Source organism: Sediminibacillus dalangtanensis (assembly GCF_017792025.1).
GTDB classification, from domain to species: Bacteria; Bacillota; Bacilli; order Bacillales; family Amphibacillaceae; genus Sediminibacillus; species Sediminibacillus dalangtanensis.
Map to the genome: position 1 here is coordinate 940,492 of NZ_CP046956.1, position 24,460 is coordinate 964,951.

A 24,460-nucleotide genomic window follows, 5' to 3' on the forward strand; every position below is an offset into this window, starting at 1 on the left:
TTTCTAACTTTCTTTTTAGAATGAATGGCGGAAAAGACACTGATAAGCACTCATCAAAAAACCGAACGTGTTCGAATGTTTGAAAATTCGAATCAGCGTTCGGTCTTTGCTTTCGATACGATCTTTTGGACCAGCCACTTCTTGGTGAATTATGATTCTAGTACTTGTTTAATTTGCTCGACCGCCCAAACTAAATCTGATTTCTCGACTGTCAGCGGTGGAGCGAAACGAATGACGTTTTCGTGTGTTTCTTTGCAAAGCAATCCTTTTGCTTTCAGCCGTTCACAGTAAGGCCGGGCGGATTCCGTTAGTTCAACACCGATAAACAATCCTCTTCCGCGAACCTCTTTGATTGCCGGATTTTTAATCTTTACTAGTTCTCCCATCATGTAATTTCCAAGTTCGAGCGAACGATCCGCCAGTTTTTCCTCTTCCAATACATCAAGGGCTGCGATTGAAACAGCACATGCAAGGGGGTTTCCGCCAAAAGTGGATCCGTGCGATCCAGGATTGAACACACCGAGAATATCTTTATTCGCTACAACACAAGAGATTGGGAATACTCCTCCGCCAAGTGCCTTGCCTAGTATCAATACATCAGGGGAAACTTGTTCCCAATCACAGGCAAACATTTTTCCGCTCCTGCCCAGACCTGCTTGAATTTCATCAGCGATGAACAGGACATTGTTTTGTTTGCATATGTCATGGGCCTGTTTTAAATAACCTTCTGGTGGGATGACAATACCAGCTTCCCCTTGGATTGGTTCCATCAGGAATCCTGCCGTGTTTTCGTTAATAGCCTCTTTAAGCGCGTTGATATCACCATATGGTATCAGTTTGATTCCTGGTAACATTGGACCGAATCCACGCTTGTATTCATCCTCTGAAGATAGGGAAACCGCAGTCATTGTTCTGCCATGGAAGTTACCGGTACAGGCGATGATCTCTGCCTGGTCTTCCTGAATTCCCTTCACCTCATAGCCCCAGCGCCGTACTGCCTTAATGGCGGTTTCTACCGCTTCAGCTCCAGTATTCATCGGCAATGCCATTTCTTTGTTTGTCAGCTTGCATACTTTTTCGTACCATGGACCTAGTTGGTCGTTGTGAAACGCTCTTGATGTCAGGGTTACGCGGTCTGCTTGCTGCTTCAAGGCATCGATAATCCGTGGATGCCGGTGTCCTTGATTGACTGCTGAATAAGCGCTAAGCATATCCATGTAGCGGTTTCCTTCGGGATCCTCTACCCAGACTCCTTCAGCCTTGGCAACCACAATCGGCAGCGGGTGGTAATTTTTAGCTCCATATTCCTGCGTTTGGTCAATGATTTCCTGACTCGATCGTACCATGGTATCCCTCCGTTTCAATGTTAAGCATACGCTTTCAATTATAACAGTTTTTTCATATATAGGAAGTTCAAAAATGCGGGAAAAATGACACGGCGAATTTCGTCGTTAGCTTGCTGGTCCGTTCCTCATGTATCGAAGGCATACAATGCGGTACTCCCACCTGCGCTGCCTAGAACTTCTTGGTCCTTTTTGTCCTCTATTTGAACATTGTATATAGGGAGGAAGTTCAAAAATGCGGGAAAAATGACACGGCGAATTTCGTCGTTAGCTTGCTGGTCCGTTCCTCACGGTGAAAAGGAAACCTTCTACTAAAATCACCCACGTCCTGTAGGGATGTAGAAGCCACCACCTCCAGTGAAAATCCGCTCCGGTACTCCCAACTACGCTGGATAGAACTTCTTGTTCCTTTATTGAATGAAAGATGGTGTTCATAGAAATGTGCGAAAGGACACATTTTTCAAATGAAATGTTTTCGGAAAAATGATATGATAGCGTTGATTGAATAAAAAGGAGGTACGTCATGACGACGCATCTACATATCACTTCATGGGTACTAGCGTTTATTTTATTTGGACTAGCTTTGATGTTTAAAAAGCAGGGTAAAGACAAACCGGCAAAAATTTTACAGATGATTTTGCGACTCGATTACCTGTTGATCTTGTATTCTGGTGGTGACTTGATTGCGTACTACTTCCAGCAAAGTTATATGCTTGGAGAAGTCATCGTTAAGGGATTGGCAGGAATTTGGGTGATCGCAGCTATGGAAATGATTGCTGTGAAATACAGCAAAGGCAAGCCAGTTTTGGGTGTCTGGGTACAGTTTGCTATCGCGGTGCTCATTGTTCTGGTTCTAGGTTTTGGCAGACTGCCATTCGGCCTGCATTTCATGTCTTGAGTTTGTTCTACACCGTCTCCGCGGATATTCTGCGGAGACGGTGTTTTTTGTATGGGATTAAATTTGGGGGAAAAGTGTGCTATCTGTTTATAAAATCTACGAGAAACAACTTCAATCTTGTGATTGCAGCTGTTTCTTGAGGATCACTTGTGGCAAAATAGGCTTGACTTAGACACACTCTGGGCGCTTTTATCATAAGCATATAGAAGGGCTAAAAGAAAGGGTGTGTTTTCGTATATGTGTGGGATCACAGGCTGGATAGATTTTAAACGCAACTTATCCGGGGAAATAGCCACCGTTCGTAAAATGGCTGGGACCATCCGGCATCGGGGACCTGATGAATATAACGAGTGGATTTCCAATCACGCTGCGTTTGGTCATCAACGATTGATTGTTGTCGACCCCGAAGGTGGAAAGCAGCCAATGGAGTGCCTGCGCGGGGAAGAAAAATATGTCATGATTTACAATGGTGAACTTTACAATACAGAGGACCTGCGCCAAGAACTATTGGAAAAAGGCTGGAGTTTTACTTCCCATTCTGATACGGAAGTATTATTGAAGAGTTTTATCCAGTGGAGAGAGGCCTGTGTCGAAAAGTTAAATGGAATTTTTGCGTTCGCCATCTGGGATTCGGAAAAGCAGCAGTTGTTTATGGCGCGAGACCGCCTTGGCGTCAAACCGTTGTTTTTCAAACAGCATGGGGAGGGGCTCTTGTTTTCTTCTGAAATAAAAGCGCTGCTGGCTCATCCTGAAGTAGAACCTGTTTTGGATCGTGAAGGATTAAGTGAAGTGCTTGCGCTTGGTCCATCTCGTACTCCCGGTCATGGAGTATTCAAAGGGATCAATGAAATTCCTGCTGCTCACATCGGAATTTTTAATCAGGATGGATTTCAAACGCACCGCTATTGGAATGTAGTCAGCAAACAGCATGAAGACGACGTGGAAACAACAGCCCGGACTATTAGGGAATTGCTGACTGATGCTGTAGAACGACAGCTGGTTTCCGATGTTTCCCTCGGCACTTTTTTATCAGGAGGGGTGGATTCAAGCGCCATAACCGCGATTGCGGCCAATTACTTGCAGGCTAATGGAAAAGGGCCGTTATCGACATTCTCGATCGATTATCAGGGCAATGAAAAATATTTTAAACAAAGTTCCTTTCAACCGAATAGCGACAATGACTTTATCGGAAAGATGAGCACCTTTAGCGGGACCAATCATCATCCCTTTGTCATGGATAACATGACGTTGGCAGAAATGTTGAAAGAAGCTGTTGAGATGCGTGACTTGCCTGGGATGGCGGATGTAGATTCCTCGCTACTTTGGTTTTGCCGTCAGACGAAACAGGAGGTGACCGTCGCCCTTTCCGGAGAATGCGCGGATGAAATTTTTGGAGGATATCCTTGGTTTTATCGTGAAGACGATTTAACCCGGGAAGGCTTCCCATGGATTCGTTCCTCTGAAGTGAGACGATCCTTATTAACGGAAGAATGGAAACAAAAACTCGATTTACAGGGTTACATGCTGAAACGATACCAGGAAACGATCGATGGAACGCCGGAATATGAGGGGGACAGTCCCCTGGAAAAACAGCGCCGGCAAATGTTTTATCTAAACATGAACTGGTTCATGCCGACACTTCTGGATAGAAAGGACCGGATGAGTATGGGGGCCAGTTTTGAAGCAAGGGTCCCATTCAGCGACCATCGACTTGTTGAATATGTTTGGAATATACCATGGGAAATGAAGACATATAACGGTAGGGAAAAGGGGATTTTAAGAAAGGCATTGGAGGGGCTGCTCCCGAATGAAATCCTTTATCGGAAAAAGAGCCCATATCCAAAAACCCACAATCCTGTCTACACGGGTGCCGTTGTTTCATGGCTGGAAGAAATAAGCAGGGATCCGGATGCCAGGCTGTTTGAACTGTTTAGTCGGAAAGAAATCGAAAAATTGATTCAAACAGAAGGAAAACAAATAGAGGCACCGTGGTTTGGTCAACTAATGACTGGGCCGCAGCTGTTGGCCCATCTCGGCCAAATTGATCACTGGCTTCGAACCTATCAAATTAAGATAGAAAATTAATCGTATATTGTGTAAAAAAAGCTTGGGACAAAAGCATCATGACCAAAATGAAAACCGAACGATTTCACCATTCGTTCGGTTTTTTTGATGAACAAAAAGCAAACTTTCCACCCTATGAAAAGTGCCACTTCCACTCCGGCAAGGTACTTCGCTTTCCGCGGGCACGGCTTCAGCTAACTTGGCAAAGCATACCGCTTTGCCAAGTGGATCTTCAGCTCGCGCTCATCCCGCTGGAATCTGCGCACCTTGCCTTCGTTGAAGGAGATACTTTCTCTTCTGGTGTGATTTCCGTTTTGCCTATTACCGTTACAGGTAGAAAGCTGAGCTGCATGGAAACCGCCTTTTTATGCCATAGTCCAATTTCTAAAAAAATAAAGGACCGCCATGCTGATTTTTCCTCTTCATCACTGTTTAGATACCTATCAACCAATAGAAGAATACGGTCCATCTTGTCTTTATTAGGTGGACATCAGCCAACGAAAACGTAGCGATTCGAAGTACGCATCAAACGAACATCCAAATAAAAACCGAACGAATTTGATTGACAGTTAGCATTCGCTCGGTTTTTGCTTTGGTGGCCATGCTTTTGTCCCGGCCACTTTTTAAAACTATTTCCCATAGGGTTCTGCTTTAATGAAGTTTTCTTTTACCCAAACTTTGGACCGCCATCTCCGCAGCATCAATAACCCCCGCAGCCATTCATCCGCTATAAAAGCAATCCATACGCCGATTAATCCCAATCCAAGGTATAAACCGAAAAACCAGGCGAAAGAGACACTGACCCCCCACATGGAAAGAATCCCGATAAAGACAGGAAATCGTACATCGCCAGCTGCACGAAGCGAGCTGATGACCACAAGGTTAAATGCCCGGCCAGGTTCCAGGATAATGGTCACCAACAGCAAGGCAGCGCCTTTCTCCATAATAGTGGCATTATCGGTAAAGATACCCAGCAAAAAGTCGCTGGCAAAATAAATCAGTATGGCGGCGAACGTGGAGATGGCAATCGAGATTTGCAGGCTCTTGATGCCATACTTATAGGCCGTATCGACTTCCCCCGCACCAATCAGGTGGCCGATTAATATTTGTGTTCCTTGGCCGATAGCCAGAGCAAACAGGAAAATGAACATCATGATATTCTGGACATAAACCTTGGTGGTCAATGCCAGGGTTCCGAGCTGGGCGATAAAATAGGTGATAACCATCTGGCTGGCATTATAAGAAAGCTGTTCTCCGGCTGAAGGAATTCCGATATTCAATAAATCGCGGATATCCTGTTTGTTATAAGAAAAGAAAGAAGAGAATGGCAATGTTTTCTCACTGCGTCTTAACAAGAGAAGCAGAAGGACGGTAAATCCTAAGAAGCGGCTGACGATGGTTGAATAAGCTACCCCTTCCACTCCTAACACAGGGAAACCGAACGGACCGAAAATAACGGTATAGTTTCCGATTATATTAAGCACATTCATGCCAATCGTTACGTACATGGTATCTTTTGTGAATCCATAGCTTCTTAAAACAGCAGCGACTGTCATGATCAATGCCTGAACAAAGATCAATCCTCCGACAATGTTTAAGTAGACCCCTGCTTCGCCCATCAATTCGACAGGCAAATCCATTATCTTTAAAATTTGCTTGCTAAACAAAAACAAAGCGATGCTCAACAGCAGGGAAAACCATAAATTGAGGCTGAGCGAGGTAACAGCGATGGCACCAGCTGTATTCTGTTTCCCGGCTCCAAGGTTTTGTGCAACGAGCACACCTGCACCGGCGGCTACGAATCCGAACATGACGATAATGACTGAAATCACCTGATTGGAGACCCCGACGGCTGCCACGGAACTGTCGGAATATTGGCTTAGCATCAAGGTGTCTGCATTTCCCATCAGCATATGCAGTAGTATTTCAATGAATATGGGCCAAGTCAGAGCGAAGAGGCTTTGCTTTTTTATCTCTATTTGATTCATTTGATATCCTCACGATCAAAAAAATTAGAAAATCCAATTAAGTATATACCGCCAGTATGCATTTGTCAGTACATAATGCAACAAAACGTCTAAATGGTAATTATGACGCACTTGTGACACTTTTATGGAATTAGGGGAAATTGGTATGATCATGATTGACGGACAGGTCTGAGAAAGCTACCCTTTATTAAGAAAGCTTTTATGCTTCTAATAACACCTGTAGGAGGAACGGAATGTGAAGAAGTTATTGGCAGCAGCGGCTGTATTGCCGTTTCTTCTTTTTTACTCACAACCTATTAGTGCTGTAGAACAAGAAGATACATTGGCAGAAGAATCTATTTACTATATTCTTTTAGACCGTTTTGTAAACGGAAACTTTGACAATGACAAGGAAATTGATATCGAAGACCCCAATGCCTTGCATGGCGGCGATCTGCAAGGGGTCATTAGCAAGCTTGACGATTTGAAAGAAATGGGCTTTACTGCTATTAACATTAGCCCGCTCATGGAAAATGAAAAAGATGGTTATCATGGTTTTTGGGTAACGGACTTTACTGCGATAGAACCTCATTCGGGGACGATGGAAACTGCTGCTGAATTGGTGGAAGAAGCGCACAAACGTGACATGAAAGTGTTCATGGATTTTCCAGTCAATCATACGTCTGCCTCGCATCCATGGCTTACAGATCAGGACAAGCAAGGCTGGTACGCGAGTGAACATGATCAGCAACAAGAACAAGCAGAGCTTCTGCAGTCTCCATGGCTCGAGGACTTGCCACAGTTGGATTTGCAAAACAAAGAGGTTGTAGCTGCATTGAGTGAGGCAGGGGAGTTTTGGCTGAAAGAAACCGGTTTGGATGGCTACCGGATAGGTATCGAACCAGATACCCCAGCTTCGTTTGTAGCCGACTTTTCTGAAACACTGCATGCTGAACAGCAGGGATTTTCCCTTTTAGCCGACTGGAAGCATGCCGATAAGGAAGGAATGGAATCCTTTCGGGAAGCGGGTATCGATTTAATTATTGATTACGAGCAAACCAAATCCCTTGATCAGGTATTTCAGGCACCAGGGAATGAATTATCTAATTTATCCGATAGGAAAGAGTCAGGAAATAACGGTGTGGCACTGGACAGCCAGATGACAACCCGCTTCACAAAAATGGCGATTGAGCTCGAAGAAAATCCGGTGACAAGATGGAAGCTGGGATTGACTTATTTGTACTTGGGTCCGGGCACCCCTGTCATTTATCAAGGGTCAGAGGTAGCAATGGGGAATGAAGATGATGCACCAGATCACCGTACGGCGCAGTTGAATAGTGGCAATGATGAGCTGAGCCAGTATCTGGAACGATTGTCTGCTATTCGCCAACAGTTCGCTCCTTTTACGAAGGGGAATATGGAGCTGGTAGATAGCAACGGAGCAATGAGTTTGTTCAAACGTACTTACGAAGGGGAAACCGTTTATTTTGCCATCAATAATGCTACAGCGACTAAGGCTGTGACAATTGACGGTATTCAAGCAGGCAAACAGCTCCGCGGACTGCTCAACGATGAGACGGTTCGGGCCGATGAAGAAGGGCATTACAAAATCGGTCTGGACCGCGAAACAGCAGAAGTTTATGTCGTCGAGGATGACAAAGGGATCAATTGGTTGTTTGTTTCCTTTATTTTAGCAGTGCTTGGGGCATTTGTTTTTGCCATTGTTTTTCTGAAGAAGAAACAAAAGTCCAGGCCGTAGAACAAAACATCAAAGAAGAGGAAAATATCGATACCCGCACTCTTTTTTGACAGATAAAAGTGCCGTTCCGACCAAACCGGAACGGCACTTTTACTTACTTTATCTCTCTACCACGCTACCAAGGCGGGGGACTGACCCCGCCTGCAATTAGCCGTTTAGGACGACTCCGCCGTTGACATGGATCATTTGGCCGGAGACGTAGCTTGAATCCTTGCTGGCCAGGTAAACGTAAGCTGGAGCGACTTCCTTTGGTTCGCCGGGGCGGCCCATTGGATAGTTGCTGCCGAATTTAGCGACTTTTTCTTCATCAAAGCTTGCAGGAATTAAAGGCGTCCAAATCGGGCCTGGTGCCACGCCATTGACGCGGATACCTTTCCCGACCAATGATTCGGACAATGCCCGGGTAAAGGAAGTGATTGCCCCCTTTGTCGCCGTATAATCAATCAGGGAAGCATTGCCGACATAAGCATTAATGGAGGAAGTATTAATAATGGTACTACCTTCCTGCATGTGTGGTACCACAGCTTTGACCATATAGAAAAAAGGGTAAAAGTTGGTCTGAAATGTTTTTTCCATTTGTTCGTTTGTTATATCTAAAAATTCGCTCTGCGGATATTGGACACCGGCATTGTTGACTAAGATATCAACTTTTCCGAAGGTTTCAACCGTTTTTTGAACTGCTGAGGAGCAAAATTCAGCATTGGTTACATCGCCAGGAAGCAATAGGCATTGTTGTCCTTCCTCTTCGACCAATTCTTTAGTCTTCTGGGCGTCTTCCTCTTCATCCAGGTAAATGATGGCGACATCTGCGCCTTCTTTTGCATAATAAAGGCTTACAGAACGTCCAATTCCGCTATCTCCTCCGGTAATGATTGCTTTCTTCCCTTGCAATTTTCCGCTGCCTTTATAGTCAGGATCTACATAGTTAGGCAGCGGGTCCATTTCATGTTCAAGCCCTGGCTGCCGGTCCTGATGCTGTTTTGGTTGTAGTTCGTCTGCCATGTTATCCCTCCATGTTTGTTTTGTTTTAACCAATACCCTTCCTTAAACCCCAATAATCGCAGCGAGCAGGCCGGCAGATTATTCCGAGTTAAAGGAGATTGGGATATACCGTAAATTATTGGAAAAATCAAACGATAACAGGATAGGAATTTTAAAAGAACTTCTTAGTGGATTCACGGTTATGCAAGGGAAGAACAGCGGAGGATGGTGAACGCCTTAGATAGACTTTCATTCTGTTGTCGTGTTGCGCCACGGAAAGCGAAGTACCTTGCCCAAGTGGATAATTGCACCATTCTTTTGAGAAGGATAGTTTATCATTTAGTTAACTAACAGGAAAAAAGCAAAAACAAAAACCGATCGAGTTCGAAGCTTTGAAATTCGAAACATCGTTCGGTTTTTGCTCTGGTTACTATGCTTATGTCCCAGCCACGTGCATTTTATTGGTAGTCATCGTTCAAGAAAAACAAAGCAAGTGTTCCAGGACCGGAATGGGCGCCGATCGCCGAACCGACCATTTCAATATGGATATCTTCGGTTTTAAAGCGTTCTCTGATCATTTCGGCCAGCTGCCTGGCATTTTCTATATCATCTCCGTGGCTGATGCCGATTGGCTGGTTTTGAAAATCTTTTCCCCGTTCCTCCATTACATCTACCATTCGTTTCAACACACGTTTGGAACCACGGATTTTTTCCAGTGGTATCAGTTTACCATCTTCAACATGCAAAAGAGGTTTGATTTTTAGCAACGAACCGACAAATGCTGCCGTTTTGCTTACTCGGCCACCGCGATACAAATACTCCAGATCATCTACTGTGAAGATGTGCTCCATGTGATCAGCATGGTATCTGGCAATTTTTTCAATCTTAGTGAGACTTTCTCCTTCATTTGCAAGCTTGGCGGCTCGCAGGACGACCAATCCGTGCCCCAGTGAAGCGCAATGGGTGTCTAGCACTTGGACTTCCCAGTCAGGATAATCCTCCTTGACTTCTTGCATGGCCATTCTGCCTGCATTATACGTTCCCGAAAGTTCGGAAGAGAAAGCGATGTAAAGACATGGCTGGTTTTGTCTAGCATAGTTTTCAAACGCTTCACGGAATTTCTGCGGACTGACTTGCGACGTTTTCGGTGCTTTTCCTGCGCGCATGGCATCATAGACTGCTTTCGCAGATATTGTTTTCGCATCTTCAAAGTTTTCATTGTCGAGTTCGACAGTCAGTGATACCATATCAATGTTGTATTTTTCATAATGGCTTTGCGAAAGGTCACACGCAGAATCGGTGATAATTTTCACATTCATGTTTTCCACCCTCAATTCGGATCATTTTTAATACGGTAAAAAGTAAAATGGGAGTTTCCAAAAAAGAAACCAACATGGAATCCTGCTTAACAAACAGGCCCCGTCTGGATGATAAATTAATCAGTGCAGTTTATTTACAGTGTAAGCGTACAGCTACCGTTAGTCAAAGCTTTTTCCCATTTAGTTGGATTGACGTTGAATGCGATACTGCCGATTATTTGTACGATTAGCTGGGTATGGAAAAGAGAAGCTTATTTTTGCTACATATGGAAACGATAAGGACATGTAGAAAAAATAGCCCGATAAGATGATGAAAAACAACAGGGATACAGGGAGCGGCCACACCTGGAACCAGCCGTACAGGCGTGGCTTTTGACCGGGATAAACGAAGGAGGCAGTTATGTTTTTCATTGAAGCGAGAAGAATTTTTATCGTGATGGTGGGGGCATTGTTCAATGCAATTGCATTAAACTTTTTCCTGATTGCCGCGAATGTGTATGCCAGCGGTTTTACAGGTATTGCCCAGCTTTTATCAAGTATTTTTCAAGACTTTTTCAATATCAATGGAGTAAGCACTGGTATCATATTATTTATTTTGAATATACCGGTTGCCATATTGGGCTGGTACAAAGTCGGGAAGGGTTTTACGATTTACAGTGTAATCTCGGTCATATTCACGACGATTTTTCTTGAAGTGTTGCCGGTACAGCCATTATCAGAGGATATTATTCTAAATGCTGTTTTCGGCGGTGTCATCGGCGGTATAGGTGTCGGTATGACATTAAAATGGGGGGCATCCACAGGCGGTCTTGATATCGTGGCGATGGTCTTGTCCCGTATGAAGGACAAACCGATCGGTAATTTCTTTTTGATCATCAACAGCGGAATCATCATTGTCGCTGGTTTGCTGTATGAGGCAGAGAATGCCTTGTATACGTTGCTGACTTTATATGTAACAACAAGGGTAATCGATGCGCTCCATACCCGTCATGAAAAAGTGACAGCCATGATTGTCACGCGCAAAGCAGAGGAGATGCAAAAAGCGATTCATGACAAGATGATCCGTGGTATCACGATTTTACCTGCTCGTGGAGCATACAGTCGTGAACACAAGGACATGATGGTACTTGTGATCACCAGGTATGAACTGTATGATTTGGAGCGGATTATTTCGGAAGTGGATCCGCAGGCGTTCACGAATGTTGTGCAGACAACCGGAATATTTGGTTTCTTCCGGCGCAACGATTAATATCCTTTTTTGAAGCATAAGCCTGACTCTAGACTGGATAGGGCCGGCATCTTCCATTCGGTATGGGAAGTATTTTAAGCTGATTTAAGAGGATATAAAAAGAGCTGTTCAAAGAAGTGCAAAGACTTCTTGAACAGCTTTCTTTTTATGATTATTAACAAGGCATGTGCAGAAAACATGTGATTGCACTCAGACTTACGCCTTCATCCAATCTGTTTTACAGAAAATCTTAATATCCGTATTCGTTTAAAATAGCTTCCACTTGTGGGGTAAGTGACTCCCACTCCACATCGAATTTTTTGTTTACTGTGATGAAGTTTTGGAAACCGAAAACATTGTCGACTCCGTCTAGTTCCATCAGGTCATTCAGCACCTTGTGCTCACTTGTTTGTCCAGCCATCACGGACACGCTATTATTTCCCTCAAATATCATGGAATCCGTTGTAAATTTCATTGCATTTGGGTTCGGTGTCGCTTCCACTCGTACACTCATGCTTAGTCCTCCTATGTAACACAGATTTACGTCCATAATAGCAGATATTTGTCAATTACAAAAGCAATTGAGGATAAATGAAGGATAAGGAAAGAAGGGATTGTCATTGGATTCGTAAGTTATCAAGATACGCTCACTTATTTCCTGGGTAATAATTGTCTAGTCCTGTCGTTTTATGTTCATTTCGTAAAACACTCCTTGCATTTTTCTGGTTCCGTTAGATGGTACAGGGAGAGGGAGCACGCTATGAATTATTGAAAAGGACGGCACCCGGATGGATGCCGCCCTGTCAGTTTACTGCAATTGGTTATGACGGTTAAGCTGCTCTTCTAACTGCTGAAGCTGTTCTTGCTCTTCGGGGGAAGCGCTTGTATAAGCAGATTGGATTGCATTGCGAGCTGCTTGTTTCTCTTGTTCGCTGACATTCTGGCCGCCGTTTGTCATGTTGGTTATACGGTTCATCGCATTTCTAGCTTGCTGCATGAAATTGTTTGCCATTGTTAAAAACCTCCCAGAGTATGTTGGTCTGCTTGTTCCTCTTTACGCTCGACATCGGTAAAGCGTTCCCGATAAGGAAAGCGTTCATCGTGTCTTTTTACCGAATCCGCACCCTGCTGCGTAAATCGTTTCGACTTGCTTTTTCTGCTCATTTCCATTCCCCCTAATAGAAATGTCCACGAAAGACCTGCTGGAAGCAGGCAACAGACTCTTTGTCGCAACACCGACAGCCGTGAAAACCAGCGTACAAAAAAGCTTGAACGCTATTGCGTTCAAGCTTAGTATGGACTTCGTAAGGAAAAAGAATGACTTGAAAAAGATGCCAGAATTAAGCGCGTTATTTAGTACTGGTGCTTTGGACTCCGAGATGCAAATACTCTTCCAGGAAGCCACCAATACCATCCGCTTCATTGGTTTCGGCGACATGATTCGCCAATTTCTTCAGTTCCTCGATGCCATTTCCCATCGCCACGCCGACACCAGCATATTCAATCATTTCCAAATCGTTGTCTTCGTCTCCAAAAGCAATAATGTGTGACTGTGGAATATCAAAATAGCGGGCGATTTTTTCCAGTCCGACTGCTTTATTCAGCCCTTTACGGACGATTTCGATCACATGCCATGGAGCCCCCCACTTGCGGTGTTCGATGACGGAAGCGTGTTTGTCATCCAGGTGGGAGCGGAGCTCTTGTATATGTTCTTCCTGAGGGTGTATCAACAGGGAGGTTGGATCATTTTGTAAGTTATTTTTCAGGCTGCCGACAGTAACAGGATTAGCCTGGTCGGTGTGGAAGATTTTCATTAATTCTTCATCATACCGATCAAGGTAGACGTCGTCCCCGACCTCGGCCATGATATTGTTGACCTCCAAGTCATAACAAGACTGGACGATTGCTTTTGCTGTCCGGTTGGGTAGCGGTGAATGGACGGCATCCCATTTTTTATCTAATGGATGATGAATCAACGCTCCGTTAAAGTTCACCATTGGGGTGTCCAACTCCAGTTCCTTGTAATAGTCAATGCTGGCACGATGGGGTCTGCCGGTGGCAATCACCACGATATGGCCGGCTTGTTTTGCCTGCATAACTACCTTTTTTGTTTTCTCGCTTATTACTTTGTTGTCTGTAAGCAGGGTTCCGTCAAGATCCAATGCTATCAAATGCTGGTTCATTTTCATTTATTTAATCACCTCTTATGTAAGTATAGTTTATCGGTGAACAGGTTATCTGTAAAGAATGGGTTAATTTTACTGTTTGTTTTGCATGTTTTTAGCGTAACGATTATCATGGAAGTAAGACTACCACTATTGATGAGAGGATAAGAAGATATGATCAGCGTAAGCAGAGAAAAATGGAATGAGATTCCCGTCCTTATTGTCGTCGATGCAGAAAAAAGCAGAGAGCCACTGCCGGTCCTTACATATTTTCATGGCTACACAAGCGCTAAAGAACATAACCTGCCACTTGCTTATTTGCTCGCAGAAAAAGGCTTCCGGGTTATTCTCCCGGACAGTATCCTTCATGGGGATAGAGCCGAAGACTTATCAGCAAATGATATGAATATCCGTTTTTTTGAAATTGTCAGCCAAAACATAAAGGATTTGCAAGTGATTAAGAATATCCTGGAAGAAAAAGGGCTGCTGCTTGATGAAAGGTTCGGTCTTGCTGGAACCAGTATGGGAGGGATCACCACGGCCGCTGCCTTAACGCAATATCCTTGGATTAAAGCATCTGCGGTGCTGATGGGATCTCCGAAAATCACCGATTATGCGAAAGCATTGGTCGATCAAATGAAGAAATCCAGTGCTGATTTTGAAATGTCGGACGAACAGATTCATACCATTTATCAGCAGCTGGAGACCATTGATTTGTCGAAGCAGATGGACAAGCTATATGAACGGCCACTGTTTTTCTGGCATGGCGAAGCCGACCCGGTCGTACCTTTTGACCATGCATACAGTTTTTACAATGAAGTCGTTCCTTATTATAAAAATCCGGAAAGCATCCGTTTCTTACGCGAGGTCGGCCGAGGACACAAGGTCAGCAGGTTCGCTGTACTGGAGACCGTGAAATGGTTCGATATGCAATTGTAGAGGCTTCGAAGATTATCATTTAAAAAATGACCGATATGTGTTTATAATAAGAAGAACCAATATCAAGGAGGTTTGTATCATGGAGGAAGCGTTGCAGGAAAACTTGATGGGTGCTCTTGAGAACGTAATTGACCCGGAACTCGGGATAGATATTGTAAACTTAGGCCTTGTCTATGGAGTTGATTTAGACGATAACGGTGTGGCCACTGTCACCATGACATTGACGGCAATGGGCTGCCCACTGGCAGGCCATATTGAACAAGATGTCAAATTTGTTCTGAGCGACATCCCGGAGGTAAAGGAAACAAACGTCAATATCGTTTGGAATCCGCCTTGGTCGAAAGACCGGATGTCAAGATATGCAAAGATCGCTCTGGGTATTCCAGATTAATGATTGCCTAAACCTCTTGCACATCGCAAGGGGTTTTTTAGTTGGATTAAAAGTTCTCGGATAAATTAACACGGAAACGAACGGAGACCGATGAGAACCCTTCATCCAGGCAAAAAGTTCGAATGGAGACGGAGAGAAGCAAAAAAACTTGTTATCACGGTGATGAAAATGTGAATAAAGAATGATTATTGATCCTAACATATCACCAAATGAAACAGAATAGTGGATAAGGAAAAAAGCTGTCCGCATCATTCATGCTGGACAGCTTTTCTTTTATAAGAACAATATGGCAAGAATACCGACAATGAAGCAGTAGAAGGAAAAATATTTTAAGTTTCCTTTTGCCATGATATTTATAAACCACCGCAACGAATAATAGGTGGCAATAATGGCAGCCATAAACGCAAGCAAGTGAGGGATGAACAGGGCGCTGAACTGATCATCGTTCACAATCTCCCCGATGCTGAGCACAAGCGTACCCAGACTTACGGGAATATAAAGCAAAAACGAGTAACGCAGTGCGGTTTCTTTATGCATGCCAAGCAGCATGGCACCGACGATCGTGGCTCCTGAACGGCTGATTCCCGGTATCAACGCCACAGCCTGTGCCAGTCCGACGATAAGCGCATCCTTGAATGTGATCTCGCCGTCATTTTTGTATCCTTTAATATTGCGGATGATCCACAAGGCAATTCCTGTGACAATCAAGGTGATACCGACCATTTTCGAAAAACTGAATATATGTTCAATCTGTTCTTCGAACAAAATTCCGATAATGCCGGCCGGAATGGTTCCGACGATCAAGTACAAAATGAAATTAAAATCGTCTCGTGTTTCCGGCTGTTTGGTGAACAGATAACGGAATCCGTTTTGAATTAAACGGAAAATATCATTTTTGTAAACAAGCAGTACCGCAATTAACGAACCTGCGTTTACTAAAATTTCAAAGGACAATCCATGAATGTCCAACTGGAATAAATTCCTCAGGAGGACGAGGTGGCCGCTGGATGAAATCGGTATCGGCTCTGTAAACCCTTGAAACAATCCTAAAAATACATATTTGACTAAAATCCAAAAATCGTTGGCAAAATCCATGTTTTTCCTCCCAATTTTACAAAGCAATGCTTTTATCTAGTATGGTTCCTTGTCACCTTATATATAGTCGTCGCCCCTGTCACACACCCAGGCAGCTATGAATAGGCTAAAGTGTGAAGGAGGTAGTCAACATGAACAGACCACACAGCCACCACCATATATATGAGCTTTGCAAGTCCCATATGAATTCCTATGTACTTGCTGAATTGAATGATGGGTCCAAAGTGGACGGTATCGTTGTCGATTTGGACGAAGACTTTGTGTATTTGGCGGTTCCGATCCAAACAACTGTCCCAGAGTATTATACAGGATATGGAGACGATCGGCAGTTTGGATACTATCCTGGTTATGGCTATCCAGGATACGGTTATCCCGGATACGGATTTGGACCGGGAAGGTTCCGCCGTCTTGTGCTGCCGTTGACAGCACTTGTGGCTTTAAGTGCGCTGCCCTGGTATTAAATTTTTCCGTAAGAATAAACCCTTGCCGACTCCTTGTGGGCAAGGGTTTTCAACCAAAATGGCAGCGGATGCAGCCTATTCTGTTTCTTCCTTCAAGGCACCGCCTAAAAGAAAAATTGCTACAGAAAAAATTACTGTTAACACAAGCACCTGATCGAACGGTAGAGTTGCTCCGCCCATGCTTGATAATACATACGATATCAAAAAGCTAAGTAAAAATGACCAGATAACTGTCCAAAGATAACGCAATCATTTCACCTCATTTTTTACACATTCTATTTTCAGTTTAGCAGAAGCCAGTTAAAAAATAAATATAAAAAATAGTAATACACACAAAATCCTGTGCATAATGTTGGCGGGAATATCGGAAAGGGAGGGCGTTTCCTATGTATTTGGTTTTACCCTGCTTTGACTGGATCGGTTTTCATCTCTGTGAGAAGTTGCTGCAACAGGGCGAACAAGTTATTGGGATAGGGGAAGCAAGGACTGCCAGGCAAGATAATTTTTGGGGTTTTTTGGCACGGAACAGTTCCTTTCAATTATTTTCAACGATGGAGGAGTATCAAACAGGCAAAACAGAAGCAAAATTAGAAGCGATCATACAAATTGAAACGGTGCAAAAAACTCCCATGCTGGATGCCGGCAACATACCTAAAAAATTTTTCCTCAGCAGGGTAAAGCAAGAAAAACTTCAAGAAGAATGGTGCCATGTGCATTTACCACTATTATATGGCGAATGGATGCCCAGGACAGAGGACAGCCTGACAAGACCGGATGGGGGGACTGTCCCCTTTAATTCGGAATCTTTCCTTACTGACGCTGTATATATAGGAGACTTTTTTCAGGAATTCCTTCCTCTGTTGGAAATAAAGCAGCCGAGTAAGCACATTGTCATGTGTCCTCCCGGTAAAGAGGAGGATAAAAGAGAAGTGGATGCTGAAGTGATTCCCGTTCTTCCCTCAGAAAAGCCAGAGTTGCGTCAAAAGAAATTGAATCAGCATTATGAAAAATTTATGCCTTTTTACTAATGTAATCAGAATGTAATAATTCGAAGCGTTTACGGACTAGCAGTAAGACGGTAGAATAGTACTAGAGATTACTGACCGATTGGGAGTGCGCACGGTGAAAAATAGATACCGATTTGTTCCGCTTGTCTTCCTTGCCGGTTTCTGTTTCCTTTTGGCAGCCGGCTGCTCCACTATGGGTGGAGGAGAAATCAACAGGGTCGGCATGCTTGTTGAAAATTCCATCCATGATCAGACTTGGGGAAATAAAGGCTATCAGGGACTTTTGAAAATCAAAGAAGAATATGATGTAGACGTATATTTTAAAGAAGGTATCCAAACACAGCAGGATGTCAATCGAGCTGTCGAGGAATTCTCTAACCAGGGGATTAATTTAATCTTTGGTCACAGTAGTAACTACGGAAAAATGCTCGATGAAATCAATGAGGCGTATCCAGACATTCATTTCGTTTACTTCAATGGAGGATATACAGGTGATAATTTGACATCCGTCAATTTTAATTCTCATGCCATGGGATTTTTCAGTGGAATGGTGGCCGGAAAAATGACCTCTACCAACAATGTCGGATTGATCGGTGCTTTTGAATGGCAGCCGGAAATTGAGGGCTTTTATGAGGGAGTCAATTACCAAAATCCCGACGCATATGTACATATGAATTTCGTGAATAGCTGGAATGACAGCGACAGGGCTTTGGATTTGCTGGAACAAATGAGCGCAAAAGACGTCGATGTTTTCTATCCGACAGGAGATCAGTTCAGTGTCCAGGTGATCAACAAAGTAAAAGAAAAAGGATTATATGCAATCGGTTATGTCACCGATCAGGCTAGTTTGGGCAAAAACACGGTATTGACCAGTACCGTTCAGCATGTCGATGATATTTACTTGCAAACAGCGGAAGCTTTCAATGAAGGAAAACTGAAAGGAGATGTGAGGACATACGACTTTCAGGATGGAGGAATCACAATGGGGGAATTCAGTCCTGAAGTACCGGAGAGCTTTGTTGAAGAAATCCAGGATGCGATTGACCGATATAAAGACACCGGCTTGCTGCCAAATGAACAATAATATCTCCATATATAAGGCTGCCTTACTGCTGGACAAGCAGGCAGTCTTTTTTTGCTGTATAGGAAATGATAAATTTAACAGTGTGTGGATCATTATTGGCTGAACCAGCCACGTCCAGCTCCAGCGCCTACCCCCTCGAGGTCTTAAGCCCGCCCTCTGTGTGGCAAAAAGCGCCACGCCGAGGCTGTTCTTAAGCTTGTCGGAGGCCCAAACGATGTGGGTCATGCAGGCGTTGCCACAGGACGTGGCGGCTTTAGCCTGTACTCCTTTAAACAGGCGCTTGCGCTTTTGTCCGTTCCTGTTGTCTCCTAAAATCAAGCGTCCGTAAATGCACGGACGCAGCTTGGCAGCAATGGTCGTCATTTCCGGAATTGCTTGATTAATCCGGAGATTTCTCTAACGTATGGCGATAGTTGCTGATAAGTTTCCATTACAGTCTGGGCTGTGCCAAACAAATCAAATGACTCCGTTTCTTCCGCCTGGTCCGGTGCAGCGACAGCCTCCTTTCCATCCTGTGAAGCCCTTCTCCGAGGCCCGAACATCATTTCATCGAAGCGGTTGTATCCTGGTTCATTGCTATTTTGATTTCTTTCGGCCATTTTTCTCACCTCCCATACTATTTTATTGAAAGGCAAGCCCCGAAGCGCAGGCGGCCATCACGGATATGGTGGAATAGTCTTTGAAAAACTTGAATAAAATATAGGAATCGATTAAAATTAGTACCAAGTCTTAATAATTGATAGTAAACTCTGTATGATGAGGAGAGATAATAGATGAGGGCAGGTATAACAGGTACCGGTCACTATGTACCGGAAAAAGTGCTCACCAATTTTGATTTGGAAAAAATAGTTGATACAACAGATGAATGGATCCGGACGAGGACCGGGATTGAAGAGAGAAGAATTGCAGAAGATGATATGGATACGTCGGAAATGGCATACCGAGCCGCAGTGAACGCGATGGAAGAAGCGGGTATTACGGCAAAAGACCTGGATATGATCATGGTGGCGACCGTGACTCCAGATACACCATTTCCATCCGTATCATGCATGCTGCAGGATCGGTTGGGAGCCGATAAGGTTGCGGCAATGGATTTAAGCGCCGCGTGTTCCGGTTTTATGTATGGCATGGTAACAGCCAAACAGTTCATTGATACCGGTGTTTATAAAAATATCCTTGTCGTAGGAGTGGAAAAACTGTCCAAAATCACGGACTGGACGGACCGTAACACTTGTGTCCTGTTCGGTGACGGTGCTGGAGCAGCAATTATCGGTGAAGTCAGTGACGAACGCGGCATTTTATCTTTCGAACTGGGAGCTGACGGATCAGGCGGTAAATATCTGTTTCAAGATAAGGACTACTTGAGCATGAACGGCCGCGAGGTGTTCAAGTTTGCAGTACGGCAGATGCCAGAGTCTTCGGTGAATGTAGTCGAAAAAGCTGGATACAAACGGGAAGACGTCGATTATTTAATTCCTCATCAAGCCAATATTCGAATCATGGAAGCAGCGCGCGAGAAACTTGGCATTCCAGAAGAAAGAATGGCGGCGTCGGTAAAGAAATATGGAAATACCTCGGCAGCTTCCATTCCGATTGCTTTGTCAGAAGGAGTAAAAAACGGTAAAATAAAGGAAGATGACTTAGTGGTTCTTGTCGGTTTTGGCGGAGGACTTACATGGGGTGCGGTTGCATTCAAATATGGTAGATAAGAAATGACACGGGATAGAGAAGGAGGAGTATAAAATGGAGAATAGACGTGTAGTTATCACAGGGCTGGGAGCTGTCAGCCCTGTCGGTAATGATGTAGACACGATGTGGGGAAATATAATAGAAGGAACATCCGGAATCGATTTTGTGACAAAAGTAGACAAAGACGATTTTCCAGCGAAAGTTGCCGGTGAGGTGAAAGACTGGGATCCGGTAAATTACATGGAGAAAAAAGAAGCCAAACGGATGGATTTGTTTACACAATATGCCGTCGGAGCGGCAAAAATGGCGGTCAAGGACGCGGACTTGGATATCACGGAAGAACTGGCCCCGCGGGTTGGTGTTTGGGTCGGTTCCGGAATCGGCGGCATGAAGACATACGAAGAGCAATTCGAAAAGTTTCAGGAAAAAGGCTATCGCCGGGTTAGTCCGTTCTTTGTACCAATGCTTATACCAGATATGGCAGCTGGCCAGATCTCGATCCAATTGGGAGCGAAAGGCATTAATTCCTGCACGGTAACCGCTTGTGCATCAGGAACGAATTCCATCGGTGACGCCTATAAAGTCATTCAGCGTGGAGATGCAGATGTTATGATTACCGGTGGCGCGGAAGCACCGCTCACGAAAATGGCTTTCGCCGGTTTTTCCACGGCAAAAGCGTTGACGTTCAATGACGATCCGAAAACAGCGAGTCGTCCATTCGATCAAAATCGTGACGGATTTGTCATGGGCGAAGGTGCAGGAATACTGGTTATTGAATCGTTGGAATCTGCAAAACAGCGCGGAGCAAAAATTTACGGTGAGATAGTAGGTTACGGATCTGCTGGAGATGCTTATCATATTACTTCTCCAGCTCCAGAAGGGGAAGGCGCAGTTCGTGCTATGAATCAGGCAATAAGCGATGCAGGCGTTGACGCTTCTCAAATTGCTTATATCAATGCCCATGGAACAAGTACCGAATTAAACGATCCTTTTGAAACAAAAGCAATCAAGCAAGTTTTCGGAGGGCATGCTGAAAACTTGGCGATATCTTCTACCAAATCGATGACCGGCCACTTGCTGGGAGCTGCAGGGGCCATTGAAGCAATTATTTCGGTAAAATCCATTAATGAGAGCATTTTACCGCCAACGATCAATTTGGAAACTCCAGATCCAGAATGTGATCTCGATTACGTCGCGAATCAAGCGAGACAGCAGGAATACGAATATGCTTTGAGTAACTCGCTCGGATTCGGCGGTCACAATGCGACCCTCATTTTCAAGAAATACCAGGATGCATAAACTTTTCATGAACCCCATTCCCACTACAGGGAATGGGGTTTTTGCTTGTTAACTGAATGATGAATAATCACTGACGTTAAGTTTCTGTTTTAGAGGGATATCAAAATAAGATATCCGTTCGGGGTAGGTCAGAACAACATAGAGAAGCAAGTCCATAATGAATAAAGCAAGTAAACATTACGCATTAGCGACTTTTCGCTGATCTTTTTTTATAAGAAGTTGGGCACTAGCCCTTTTCTTGATCAAGCAAACATACAGGCATTAGAACAGCCTGTCCTACATACATATAAGTAAATGATCAAGGTGGACAGGCAGGGGGAAAAATCGTGGGCTATGTTTTATTGTTTCTTGTGGGATTCGGTTTAGCAGTATCTGGAGGTGTTACGTTCATTCTCTATTTGAACTTTATTCCGGCCGGCCTTTCCTGGATTGATTACTTTTTATTTATCCAGGGCAGATTGGAATGCTACTTTCTCCCGCTAGGTCTGCTGCTGATAATCATTGCAATTTATAAGTACCCAGGGTAATACCTGTTAATTATTAGGTTGGTTAGAATAAATATTCCTTTTTTGGCCATAATGTATCGTAAATAAAGGTTAAATATTGTACGGTTCACAGTTTCCGGCCAGGCCGTCTGGCAGCAGGCAGGACAAGATGATGGAAACAGCATGAGGGAATGCCGGCAAGCCTGAATGGGCCGCAATTTTCTAACGATCCAATTAATAAAGCGGGGGTTCGACATGTTGTATTTACACGACGTATGGGTGAATTGGTTTGAAGGCGAAGAAAACGGCTATAATGTTTGTGCATTTCATGAATGGAGAAAAGAAGACGGCATTGAACTGCTGGATCAGGTACCGGTTCTTTACATTGATGAAATGTTGTACCACTATATAGAAAATGATTTGCAGGATCTGCCAAAAAGCCTGCTCGAAGCAATCCATCAGCGGGCATATTTGCGGAAAAACCAGGAGCGGATATCTTTGGAATATGCGTGTGTGATCACAGATGGCCAATCGATTTTGGCAATCGATACGATGGGTTACCATCTGCCGGTTCGAAAAAGCAGGTTGATACCGAGACAGGAACGTCTGGTATATGATCTAATTGACGGCACAAGCAGGCTGGAGTTTTCTTTTTCACCGGAACAAAGGGAGAAAGAATATCATATATTGTCACTTTCACCTGATTCGATGCTCGGACTAACAAGGAAAGAACGACAGCTAAAGCAATTATTGATGATGGCTTTGGATCAGCTGGAGGGTACGAAAAACTTACAGGAAGTCCGTTACTGGCTGACAGAGTGGAACCCAGATCAATATTCGCAAATTCGGGAGATGGACTTTGACGCTGCCTGGCAAGCCTTGTATGAAGGCGTGAGCCCGGGATGGAGCAGAGCTCATGAAGAACTTTGTGCCAAGCTGGTAAAGGGGCAGCCATTTTTCGAGAAAATGTATGAGCTAGAACAGAATCAGGACCAGCAAAATACTTACAAACGAATGCTTTAACTAAAGAGAGAGACCAGATCACTGCCGGTCTCTCTTTAAATGTAAATATGGACAAGGAAAACCCGCAAATAGGACTGTGATTTTGCGGGTTTTTCCTTTAAAAAGCATTTTAAATACTTTGCTCGAATGTTACTTTTTCGGTTTCTTTTTGACTCTGCCCAGTCCCATTGCTTTTTTGGCTTTGGCAAGCATTTTGTTTGCTGCCTGCTCCGCTTTATCAGCACCGTTATCCAGAATGTCATCAAGCTCCTGCGAGTCGATCAACTCATAGTATCGCTCTTGGAGAGGCTTGAGTACGGAAATAACTGCATCAGCGGTATCCTGTTTAAATTGGCCATAACCTTTGTCCTGATACTTGCTTTCCAGTTCAGCGATAGAGGAGCCGGTACAACTGGCGTGAATGGCAAGCAGGTTGGAAACACCCGGTTTATTTTCTTTATCAAATTTAACAATACCCTCTGAATCTGTGACGGCACTTTTGATTTTCTTTTCGATTTTTTTCTCGTCATCCAGCATGAAAATGGATGCCTTTTGATTCGAATCTGATTTGCTCATTTTTTTGGTTGGGTCTTGTAGCGACATAATTCTTGCACCAGTTTTTGGAATACTTACTTCCGGCACGGTAAAGATGTCATTAAACTTATTGTTGAACCTTTGCGCTAAATTACGGGTTAGTTCCAAATGCTGCTTTTGGTCATCCCCTACTGGCACTATATCTGTTTTATAAAGCAAAATGTCCGCAGCCATTAGAGGAGGATAGGTAAGCAGTGATGAAGAAACTGCTTCTTTTCCTGCCGATTTGTCTTTGAATTGTGTCATCCGCTCCAATTCGCCGATATAACTGATGGATTGCAACATCCAACCCAGCTGTGTATGTGCTGCCACCTCGGACTGGATGAACAATGTCGATTTTTCTGGATCTATTCCTGATGCCAAGTAGAGAGCTGCCAGCGAGCGGATGTTGTCACGCAGTTTTAAACGGTCTTGTGGAACGGTAATCGCATGCTCGTCGACAATACAAAAATAACAGTGGTTTTCTTCCTGTAAGTCCACAAATTGTTTCATTGCTCCCAGATAGTTTCCGAGTGTCAGCGTTCCGCTCGGCTGAATTCCCGAAAATATAGTCTTCAATGTAATCACCTCTTCATAATCTGCAGCGTTGATAAAGGATATTGCGAGCATAAATTGAGCACAAAAAAAGCTCATTCTTTCCTTCTTTCGAAGGGACGAATGAACCGCGGTGCCACCCTTATTATCAAACTG

Annotated in this window: 26 protein-coding genes and 1 other annotated feature (1 of these 27 cut by a window edge); of the genes, 14 read left to right on the forward strand and 12 right to left on the reverse strand. The window is 44.0% G+C overall.

Features of this window, described 5'->3' with window-relative positions:
- Positions 1-149: 149 nt before the first annotated feature.
- Positions 150-1,346, reverse strand: a complete 1,197-nt coding sequence (locus ERJ70_RS04760; protein WP_209367536.1) for an ornithine--oxo-acid transaminase — start codon at positions 1,344-1,346, stop codon at positions 150-152.
- 520 nt (positions 1,347-1,866) lie between these two features.
- Between ERJ70_RS04760 and ERJ70_RS04765 the strand changes: the two genes are divergently transcribed.
- The 3 genes from ERJ70_RS04765 to ERJ70_RS04775 all read left to right on the forward strand — a co-directional run bounded on the left by ERJ70_RS04765 (position 1,867) and on the right by ERJ70_RS04775 (position 4,814).
- Positions 1,867-2,241, forward strand: a complete 375-nt coding sequence (locus tag ERJ70_RS04765) for a YisL family protein (protein WP_209367538.1) — start codon at positions 1,867-1,869, stop codon at positions 2,239-2,241.
- A 237-nt stretch (positions 2,242-2,478) separates the two neighbouring features.
- Complete coding sequence (gene asnB, locus ERJ70_RS04770; RefSeq protein ID WP_209367539.1) at positions 2,479-4,326, forward strand: asparagine synthase (glutamine-hydrolyzing); 1,848 nt, start codon at positions 2,479-2,481, stop codon at positions 4,324-4,326.
- Between the two features lie 38 nt (positions 4,327-4,364).
- The gene (locus ERJ70_RS04775) at positions 4,365-4,814 is read left to right on the forward strand and encodes a hypothetical protein (protein WP_209367540.1); all 450 of its coding nucleotides are present in this window, start codon (positions 4,365-4,367) and stop codon (positions 4,812-4,814) included.
- 120 nt (positions 4,815-4,934) lie between these two features.
- Here ERJ70_RS04775 and ERJ70_RS04780 read toward each other — a convergent pair whose 3' ends face one another.
- The gene (locus ERJ70_RS04780) at positions 4,935-6,293 is read right to left on the reverse strand and encodes an MATE family efflux transporter (RefSeq protein WP_209367541.1); all 1,359 of its coding nucleotides are present in this window, start codon (positions 6,291-6,293) and stop codon (positions 4,935-4,937) included.
- Between the two features lie 235 nt (positions 6,294-6,528).
- Between ERJ70_RS04780 and ERJ70_RS04785 the strand changes: the two genes are divergently transcribed.
- A complete protein-coding gene (locus tag ERJ70_RS04785; protein ID WP_209367542.1) occupies positions 6,529-8,031 on the forward strand; it encodes an alpha-amylase family glycosyl hydrolase in 1,503 nt (500 codons plus the stop codon).
- 147 nt (positions 8,032-8,178) lie between these two features.
- Here ERJ70_RS04785 and ERJ70_RS04790 read toward each other — a convergent pair whose 3' ends face one another.
- On the reverse strand, positions 8,179-9,033 hold the full coding sequence (locus ERJ70_RS04790; RefSeq protein WP_209367543.1) for an SDR family oxidoreductase: 855 nt from the start codon (positions 9,031-9,033) through the stop codon (positions 8,179-8,181).
- Between the two features lie 437 nt (positions 9,034-9,470).
- Positions 9,471-10,331 (reverse strand): DegV family protein, encoded by an 861-nt coding sequence (fakB, locus tag ERJ70_RS04795; RefSeq protein WP_209367544.1) that lies wholly within the window; start codon positions 10,329-10,331, stop codon positions 9,471-9,473.
- A gap of 400 nt (positions 10,332-10,731) precedes the next feature.
- Between fakB and ERJ70_RS04800 the strand changes: the two genes are divergently transcribed.
- Positions 10,732-11,580, forward strand: coding sequence for a YitT family protein (locus ERJ70_RS04800; protein ID WP_209367545.1), 849 nt, complete (start codon positions 10,732-10,734; stop codon positions 11,578-11,580).
- A 229-nt stretch (positions 11,581-11,809) separates the two neighbouring features.
- Here the strand turns inward: ERJ70_RS04800 and ERJ70_RS04805 are convergent, their stop codons facing one another.
- The 4 genes from ERJ70_RS04805 to ERJ70_RS04820 all read right to left on the reverse strand — a co-directional run bounded on the left by ERJ70_RS04805 (position 11,810) and on the right by ERJ70_RS04820 (position 13,748).
- Complete coding sequence (locus ERJ70_RS04805; protein WP_209367546.1) at positions 11,810-12,073, reverse strand: NifU N-terminal domain-containing protein; 264 nt, start codon at positions 12,071-12,073, stop codon at positions 11,810-11,812.
- A gap of 294 nt (positions 12,074-12,367) precedes the next feature.
- Positions 12,368-12,571, reverse strand: coding sequence for a DUF3813 family protein (locus ERJ70_RS04810; protein WP_209367548.1), 204 nt, complete (start codon positions 12,569-12,571; stop codon positions 12,368-12,370).
- Between the two features lie 2 nt (positions 12,572-12,573).
- On the reverse strand, positions 12,574-12,723 hold the full coding sequence (locus ERJ70_RS04815) for a hypothetical protein (protein WP_162832887.1): 150 nt from the start codon (positions 12,721-12,723) through the stop codon (positions 12,574-12,576).
- Between the two features lie 185 nt (positions 12,724-12,908).
- On the reverse strand, positions 12,909-13,748 hold the full coding sequence (locus ERJ70_RS04820) for a Cof-type HAD-IIB family hydrolase (protein WP_209367549.1): 840 nt from the start codon (positions 13,746-13,748) through the stop codon (positions 12,909-12,911).
- Between the two features lie 150 nt (positions 13,749-13,898).
- Here ERJ70_RS04820 and ERJ70_RS04825 point away from each other — a divergent pair, with 150 nt between their 5' ends.
- On the forward strand, positions 13,899-14,663 hold the full coding sequence (locus ERJ70_RS04825) for an alpha/beta fold hydrolase (RefSeq protein ID WP_209367551.1): 765 nt from the start codon (positions 13,899-13,901) through the stop codon (positions 14,661-14,663).
- Positions 14,664-14,742: 79 nt separating this feature from the next.
- Complete coding sequence (locus ERJ70_RS04830; RefSeq protein ID WP_074598104.1) at positions 14,743-15,054, forward strand: metal-sulfur cluster assembly factor; 312 nt, start codon at positions 14,743-14,745, stop codon at positions 15,052-15,054.
- Positions 15,055-15,327: 273 nt separating this feature from the next.
- Here the strand turns inward: ERJ70_RS04830 and ERJ70_RS04835 are convergent, their stop codons facing one another.
- Positions 15,328-16,149, reverse strand: a complete 822-nt coding sequence (locus tag ERJ70_RS04835; RefSeq protein ID WP_209367553.1) for an undecaprenyl-diphosphate phosphatase — start codon at positions 16,147-16,149, stop codon at positions 15,328-15,330.
- Between the two features lie 131 nt (positions 16,150-16,280).
- On the opposite strand from ERJ70_RS04835, the gene ERJ70_RS04840 reads away from it, so the two are divergent.
- Positions 16,281-16,610, forward strand: coding sequence for a hypothetical protein (locus ERJ70_RS04840; RefSeq protein ID WP_209367555.1), 330 nt, complete (start codon positions 16,281-16,283; stop codon positions 16,608-16,610).
- 75 nt (positions 16,611-16,685) lie between these two features.
- Here ERJ70_RS04840 and ERJ70_RS04845 read toward each other — a convergent pair whose 3' ends face one another.
- Positions 16,686-16,859: a YjzD family protein gene (locus ERJ70_RS04845; protein ID WP_074598101.1), complete on the reverse strand. Its 174-nt coding sequence runs from the start codon at positions 16,857-16,859 to the stop codon at positions 16,686-16,688.
- A gap of 137 nt (positions 16,860-16,996) precedes the next feature.
- On the opposite strand from ERJ70_RS04845, the gene ERJ70_RS04850 reads away from it, so the two are divergent.
- Both ERJ70_RS04850 and ERJ70_RS04855 read left to right on the forward strand, forming a co-directional pair.
- Complete coding sequence (locus ERJ70_RS04850) at positions 16,997-17,638, forward strand: hypothetical protein (protein ID WP_209367557.1); 642 nt, start codon at positions 16,997-16,999, stop codon at positions 17,636-17,638.
- A gap of 94 nt (positions 17,639-17,732) precedes the next feature.
- Positions 17,733-18,701 (forward strand): BMP family ABC transporter substrate-binding protein, encoded by a 969-nt coding sequence (locus ERJ70_RS04855; protein WP_245208118.1) that lies wholly within the window; start codon positions 17,733-17,735, stop codon positions 18,699-18,701.
- Positions 18,702-19,060: 359 nt separating this feature from the next.
- Here ERJ70_RS04855 and ERJ70_RS04860 read toward each other — a convergent pair whose 3' ends face one another.
- Positions 19,061-19,300, reverse strand: a complete 240-nt coding sequence (locus ERJ70_RS04860; RefSeq protein WP_209367559.1) for a hypothetical protein — start codon at positions 19,298-19,300, stop codon at positions 19,061-19,063.
- A gap of 174 nt (positions 19,301-19,474) precedes the next feature.
- On the opposite strand from ERJ70_RS04860, the gene ERJ70_RS04865 reads away from it, so the two are divergent.
- From ERJ70_RS04865 to ERJ70_RS04880, 4 genes are all read left to right on the forward strand, one after another.
- Positions 19,475-20,410 (forward strand): beta-ketoacyl-ACP synthase III, encoded by a 936-nt coding sequence (locus ERJ70_RS04865; RefSeq protein ID WP_209367560.1) that lies wholly within the window; start codon positions 19,475-19,477, stop codon positions 20,408-20,410.
- A gap of 34 nt (positions 20,411-20,444) precedes the next feature.
- Positions 20,445-21,689, forward strand: a complete 1,245-nt coding sequence (gene fabF, locus ERJ70_RS04870) for a beta-ketoacyl-ACP synthase II (protein ID WP_209367562.1) — start codon at positions 20,445-20,447, stop codon at positions 21,687-21,689.
- A gap of 326 nt (positions 21,690-22,015) precedes the next feature.
- Complete coding sequence (locus ERJ70_RS04875) at positions 22,016-22,216, forward strand: YuzI family membrane protein (RefSeq protein WP_209367564.1); 201 nt, start codon at positions 22,016-22,018, stop codon at positions 22,214-22,216.
- 213 nt (positions 22,217-22,429) lie between these two features.
- Positions 22,430-23,197 (forward strand): YjbA family protein, encoded by a 768-nt coding sequence (locus tag ERJ70_RS04880; RefSeq protein WP_209367566.1) that lies wholly within the window; start codon positions 22,430-22,432, stop codon positions 23,195-23,197.
- A 129-nt stretch (positions 23,198-23,326) separates the two neighbouring features.
- Here the strand turns inward: ERJ70_RS04880 and trpS are convergent, their stop codons facing one another.
- Positions 23,327-24,328, reverse strand: coding sequence for a tryptophan--tRNA ligase (trpS, locus tag ERJ70_RS04885; RefSeq protein WP_209369141.1), 1,002 nt, complete (start codon positions 24,326-24,328; stop codon positions 23,327-23,329).
- 88 nt (positions 24,329-24,416) lie between these two features.
- Positions 24,417-24,460: a binding site (T-box leader), on the reverse strand; it runs 137 nt beyond the window's last position.